Origin of the sequence: Streptomyces sp. RP5T (assembly GCF_003933965.1) — a bacterium.
In the GTDB taxonomy this organism is placed as follows: domain Bacteria; phylum Actinomycetota; class Actinomycetes; order Streptomycetales; family Streptomycetaceae; genus Streptomyces.
In genome coordinates this window covers 1-5,769 of record NZ_RSAJ01000528.1, presented here as the reverse complement: position 1 = coordinate 5,769, position 5,769 = coordinate 1, and the positions used below count along the sequence as shown (strand labels likewise).

Here is a 5,769-nt window from a genome sequence, read left to right as displayed (position 1 = left end):
CCCCGCACGCCGACCCCGTCCCGGTCGCGACCTCACCCCGGTCGCGCGGTCGCCGATCGGGGACGTGTTCGGAGGCGGAAGTTCACCGGCGCGCCGACCGGCACCACAGAGGGAAAAGCTGACAACAGCCCCAGCCCGTCCACCGGCCACACCGGCCGTCCGGGCGTCATCGTCAGGCCGGGCATGACCATCCCGGCCTCATGTACTAGAGTTATCTCGACATCGAGATATCTGCCGAGGCGTACCGCAGTCGCACGCTTTCGCTGGGTCTGGCAGTAAGGCATACCTAACTTAGCCTTACCTTAGCGGATCGGCCAAGACGGCGTGGCGGCAGGATGCGGTGGTAAGCGCACAAAAATGAAGGAGACTGTCGTGTCGGCGAACAGCTTCGACGCCCGCGCCACGCTCAGCGTGGGCGACGAGTCGTACGAGATCTTCCGGCTGGACAAGGTGGAGGGCTCGGCCCGCCTGCCGTACAGCCTCAAGGTTCTCCTGGAGAACCTGCTCCGTACCGAGGACGGCGCGAACATCACCGCCGACCACATCCGCGCCCTCGGCAGCTGGGACTCCCAGGCCCAGCCGTCGCAGGAGATCCAGTTCACGCCGGCCCGCGTGATCATGCAGGACTTCACCGGCGTGCCCTGTGTCGTCGACCTCGCCACCATGCGTGAGGCCGTCAAGGAGCTCGGCGGCGACCCCGCGAAGGTCAACCCGCTCTCCCCGGCCGAGCTGGTCATCGACCACTCCGTCATCGCGGACAAGTTCGGCACGAACGACGCGTTCGCGCAGAACGTCGAGCTGGAGTACGGCCGCAACCGCGAGCGCTACCAGTTCCTGCGCTGGGGCCAGACCGCGTTCGACGACTTCAAGGTCGTCCCGCCGGGCACCGGCATCGTCCACCAGGTGAACATCGAGCACCTGGCCCGCACGGTCATGGTCCGCAACGGCCAGGCGTACCCCGACACCCTCGTCGGCACCGACTCGCACACCACGATGGTCAACGGCCTCGGTGTGCTCGGCTGGGGCGTCGGCGGCATCGAGGCCGAGGCCGCGATGCTCGGCCAGCCGGTCTCCATGCTCATCCCGCGCGTCGTCGGCTTCAAGCTGACCGGTGAGCTCAAGCCCGGCACCACCGCCACCGACCTCGTGCTGACCATCACCGAGATGCTCCGCAAGCACGGCGTGGTCGGCAAGTTCGTCGAGTTCTACGGCGAGGGTGTGGCGGCGACGAGCCTCGCCAACCGCGCCACCATCGGCAACATGTCGCCGGAGTTCGGCTCCACCGCCGCGATCTTCCCGATCGACGACGAGACCATCAAGTACCTCAAGCTCACCGGCCGCTCCGAGCAGCAGCTTGCGCTCGTCGAGGCGTACGCCAAGGAGCAGGGCCTCTGGCTGGACCCGAAGGCCGAGCCGGACTTCTCCGAGAAGCTGGAGCTGGACCTGTCGACGGTCGTCCCGTCGATCGCCGGTCCGAAGCGCCCGCAGGACCGCATCGTCCTCGCGAACGCCGCCGAGCAGTTCAAGCAGGACGTCCGCAACTACGTCGACGACGTCGACGAGTCGGGCAAGGAGTCCTTCCCGGCGTCCGACGCCCCGGCCGTCGCCCCGAACGGCGCCCCGTCCAACCCGGTCACCGTGACCGCCCCCGACGGCTCGACGTACGAGATCGACCACGGCGCGGTGACGGTCGCGGCCATCACCTCCTGCACCAACACCTCGAACCCGTACGTCATGGTCGCCGCCGCGCTCGTCGCGAAGAAGGCCGTGGAGAAGGGCCTGACCCGCAAGCCGTGGGTCAAGACCACCCTCGCCCCGGGTTCCAAGGTCGTCACCGACTACTTCGACAAGGCGGGCCTGACCCCCTACCTCGACAAGGTCGGCTTCAACCTCGTCGGCTACGGCTGCACCACCTGCATCGGCAACTCCGGCCCGCTGCCGGAGGAGGTCTCCAAGGCCGTCAACGACCACGACCTCGCGGTGACCTCGGTCCTCTCCGGCAACCGGAACTTCGAGGGCCGGATCAACCCCGACGTCAAGATGAACTACCTGGCCTCCCCGCCGCTGGTCGTCGCGTACGCCCTCGCGGGCTCCATGAAGGTGGACATCACCAAGGACGCGCTGGGCGCCGACCAGGACGGCAACCCGGTCTACCTGAAGGACATCTGGCCCTCCGAGGCCGAGGTCAACGACGTCGTGGCCAACGCCATCGGCGAGGACATGTTCAACAAGTCCTACCAGGACGTCTTCGCGGGCGACGCCCAGTGGCAGGCGCTCCCCATCCCGACCGGCAACACCTTCGAGTGGGACGCCGAGTCGACGTACGTCCGCAAGCCCCCGTACTTCGAGGGCATGACGATGGAGACCACCCCGGTCTCCGACATCACGGGCGCCCGCGTGCTCGCCAAGCTCGGCGACTCGGTGACGACCGACCACATCTCGCCCGCCGGTGCCATCAAGGCCGACACCCCGGCCGGCAAGTACCTCACCGAGCACGGTGTGGAGCGTCGTGACTTCAACTCCTACGGCTCCCGCCGAGGCAACCACGAGGTCATGATCCGCGGCACGTTCGCCAACATCCGCCTGCGCAACCAGATCGCGCCGGGCACCGAGGGCGGCTACACCCGCGACTTCACCCAGGACGGCGGTCCGGTGTCGTTCATCTACGACGCCTCCCGCAACTACATCGAGCAGGGCATCCCGCTGGCCATCCTGGCCGGCAAGGAGTACGGCTCCGGCTCCTCCCGCGACTGGGCCGCCAAGGGCACCGCGCTCCTCGGCGTCAAGGCCGTCATCGCCGAGTCGTACGAGCGCATCCACCGCTCGAACCTCATCGGCATGGGCGTCCTGCCGCTCCAGTTCCCCGAGGGCCAGTCCGCCGCGACGCTCGGCCTGACCGGCGAGGAGACCTTCTCCTTCACCGGTGTCGAGGAGCTCAACAACGGCACCACGCCGCGCACGGTCAAGGTCACCACCGACACGGGCGTCGAGTTCGACGCGGTCGTCCGCATCGACACCCCCGGTGAGGCCGACTACTACCGCAACGGCGGCATCATGCAGTACGTGCTGCGCAGCCTGATCCGCAAGTAGGTCCGTCCGTAAGGTCGTCCGCGAGGCCGACCGCAGGTCTTCGGACGGTCCTGGGGCCGCACTCCCGCTGACGGGGGTGCGGCCCTTCGTCATATCCCCGTCACCGCAGGTCATCACCCGCCCTCAGGTGGAACACAGGGTTCCCTCAGCGGGCGGGGACACGATCGGTACATGACTGGCACATCCGGCATCCGGGCCTGCCGCGCCCGCACGCGCAAGTGGCCCCTCGGCACCCGCCTGCTCGTCCGCGTCGGTGCCACCCTGGTCGTCGTCTGTGTCGCGACGGGCGTGCTCACCGTCCTCCTCCAGCGCGCCCATCTGATGGGCGCGCTCGACGACCGCGTCCTCGACAGTGCTCAACGAGCCCTGGGCGCGGCCTCGTCGCCCCCGGACAGCGAGGACGATCCGGCGGCTCGGACGATGACCGGGCAGCCCGCCGGGACGCTCTCCGCCCGGCTGAACGGGAAGGGCGCCGTGGTTTCCGCGACCGTCGTCGTCCTGGACGTCCCGGCTCAGAACGCCCACGCCTGGAACACCGGCACCCAGAACACCGGCACTCAGAGCCTCGGCACCGACCAGCGCACCGCCCTCGCCGGGATCCGGGCCGACGGCGCCATGCACACCCGGACCGTGCCCGGCCTCGGCACCTATCGGGTCACCGTCCTGGTGGACGGAGACGTCCGGGTCCTCGCCGGCCTGCCCGTGGACGAGGTCCAGGACATGATCCGCACCCTCGTTGCCATCGAGGCGGGCGTGGCCGCGGCCGGGCTGGCTGTCGCCGGCGGCGTCTGCGCAGTGGTCGTACGACGGCAACTGCGCCCCCTCGGCAGGGTCGCCGCCACCGCGGCCGAGGTCTGCCGTGCCCCGCTCGATCCCGGTGAGGTCACCGGCCTGCCCCGGGTGGCCGCACGGGACACCGACCCGGGCACCGAGGCCGGCCAGGTCGGCGCCGCGCTCAACCGGCTCCTCGACCAGGTGGAGTCCTCCCTCACCGAGCGGCGGCGCGGCGAGGAGCGGATGCGGAGCAGCGAGGAACGCATGCGGCGCTTCCTGGCCGACGCCAGCCACGAACTGCGCACCCCGCTCGCCTCGATCGCCGGATACGCCGAGCTGATGAACCGCGGCACCGACCGCGTCGAACCGTGGCTGGCCTGGCGGCGGGTGTCGGCGGAGTCGGCACGGATGACGGGCCTGGTGGAGGACCTCCTGCTGCTCGCCCGTCTCGACGAGGGCCGCCCCCTGGATTCCCGTGAGGTGGACGTGACGGCACTGGTCGCCGAGGCGGTGTGGCAGGCGCGGATGGCAGCCGACAGCCACGACTGGCAGCTCGAACTGAGCCTGGACGAACCGGCGTTGGTGGCCGGCGACGAGTCCCGCCTGCACCGGGTGGTGGCCGGACTCCTGTCCAACGCGCGGATGCACACGCCGGCCGGGACCAGGGTGACGGCAGCGGTGGAGTCCACGGCCGAACACTGCGTGATCCGCGTCCGCGACAACGGTCCCGGCATCCCCGCGGCCCTCCTGCCCACGGTCTTCGAACGCTTCACCCGGGCGGACACGTCCCGCTCCCGGACCCGCACCGACGCCGACTCGGCGGGCTTGGCCAGCCCTGGCAGCCCCGGCGGCTCCGGACTGGGCCTGGCCGTCGCGGCGGCGGTCACGAGGGCGCACGGCGGTCGCATCCGGGTCGACAGCGTCCCAGGACGCACGGAGTTCACGATCGACCTCCCGGCGGCCCCGGAACCCGAGGTGGGGCAGCGGGCGGTCTCGGGCAGCGGGGCATCGGTGACGTCACGCATATGACGTGGGTGTGACGGCAGTTGTGCGTTCGGTCGAAAATCGTTGGATGAGCACCGTGCTTCGCCGTTAGCGTGCTGCCGAACCAGGTCGCCAAGGCAAGGACGTGCCGTTGTACACCCTGTGAGACCCCCCGAGCGCTGATCGGTCGCGCGTCGCCGCCGTGCGCCGCGCTGCTTCCTGCTGCGGACTTCTCACTGAAACCGGTGTACTTCTGTGCTCACCACCTGGGTTGTCATGCCCACACGCCTTCCGCTCGTCCTTCGCCGTTGCCCCACCTGCACGTCGGAGCGCTTCCGGGCGAACGGCAAGTTCCGCGTCAACGCGAACCACAAACTCCTCGACGCCTGGCTCCTCGTGCTCTGCGCCGGCTGCGGGGACACGGCGAAGCTCACGGTCCTGGAGCGCAGGCACGTGCGTTCCATACGGCCTGAGCTGCTGGACCGGATGCACGACAACGACCCGCTCCTGGCAGCGGAGTTGCTCCAGGACCCGGAGCTGCGTCGCCGCAACCGCATCGCCCTGGACTGGGAGGGTGCCTGGCGGCTCGACACCGGGGGACCGGCTCCGCTGGAGGGTGACGTGCTCGACGTCTCGGTCTGCTTCGCGGCGCGGATCCCGGTCCGGCCGGTACGGCTGATCGCCGAAGGCTGCGGTCTGTCCCGCGCCGAGGTCGAGAGCCTGCTGGCCGAGGGCAACCTCGTCTCGGCGATCCGCCTGAACACCCGCCTCTCGGCCGACTTCACCTTCACCCTCAAGCCCTGATCCCCCGACATCCTGGGCCCTTGTTCCCTGCCCCGCAGGGGACAAGGGCCCAAAATTCCCACCGTGGGTCGCCCTCCAACTGGCCTGCAGGGGCGGGGCCCCGGCTTCCCGTCACAG

3 protein-coding genes are annotated in these 5,769 nt (G+C 69.8%); all 3 read left to right on the top strand.

Annotated features, from left to right (window positions below):
• The first annotated feature begins 372 nt into the window (after positions 1-372).
• Entirely contained in the window at positions 373-3,090 is a 2,718-nt protein-coding gene (acnA, locus tag EHS43_RS35425) for an aconitate hydratase AcnA (RefSeq protein ID WP_125194730.1), read from the top strand.
• 171 nt (positions 3,091-3,261) lie between these two features.
• Entirely contained in the window at positions 3,262-4,893 is a 1,632-nt protein-coding gene (locus EHS43_RS35420) for an ATP-binding protein (protein ID WP_125194729.1), read from the top strand.
• 210 nt (positions 4,894-5,103) lie between these two features.
• Positions 5,104-5,652, top strand: coding sequence for a DUF1062 domain-containing protein (locus tag EHS43_RS35415; RefSeq protein ID WP_125194728.1), 549 nt, complete (start codon positions 5,104-5,106; stop codon positions 5,650-5,652).
• Positions 5,653-5,769: the final 117 nt, after the last annotated feature.

Excerpts from the sequence above, each read along its gene's own strand:
- EHS43_RS35420 (WP_125194729.1), top strand. The coding sequence starts at position 3,262 with ATGACTGGCACATCCGGCATCCGGGCCTGCCGCGCCCGCACGCGCAAG.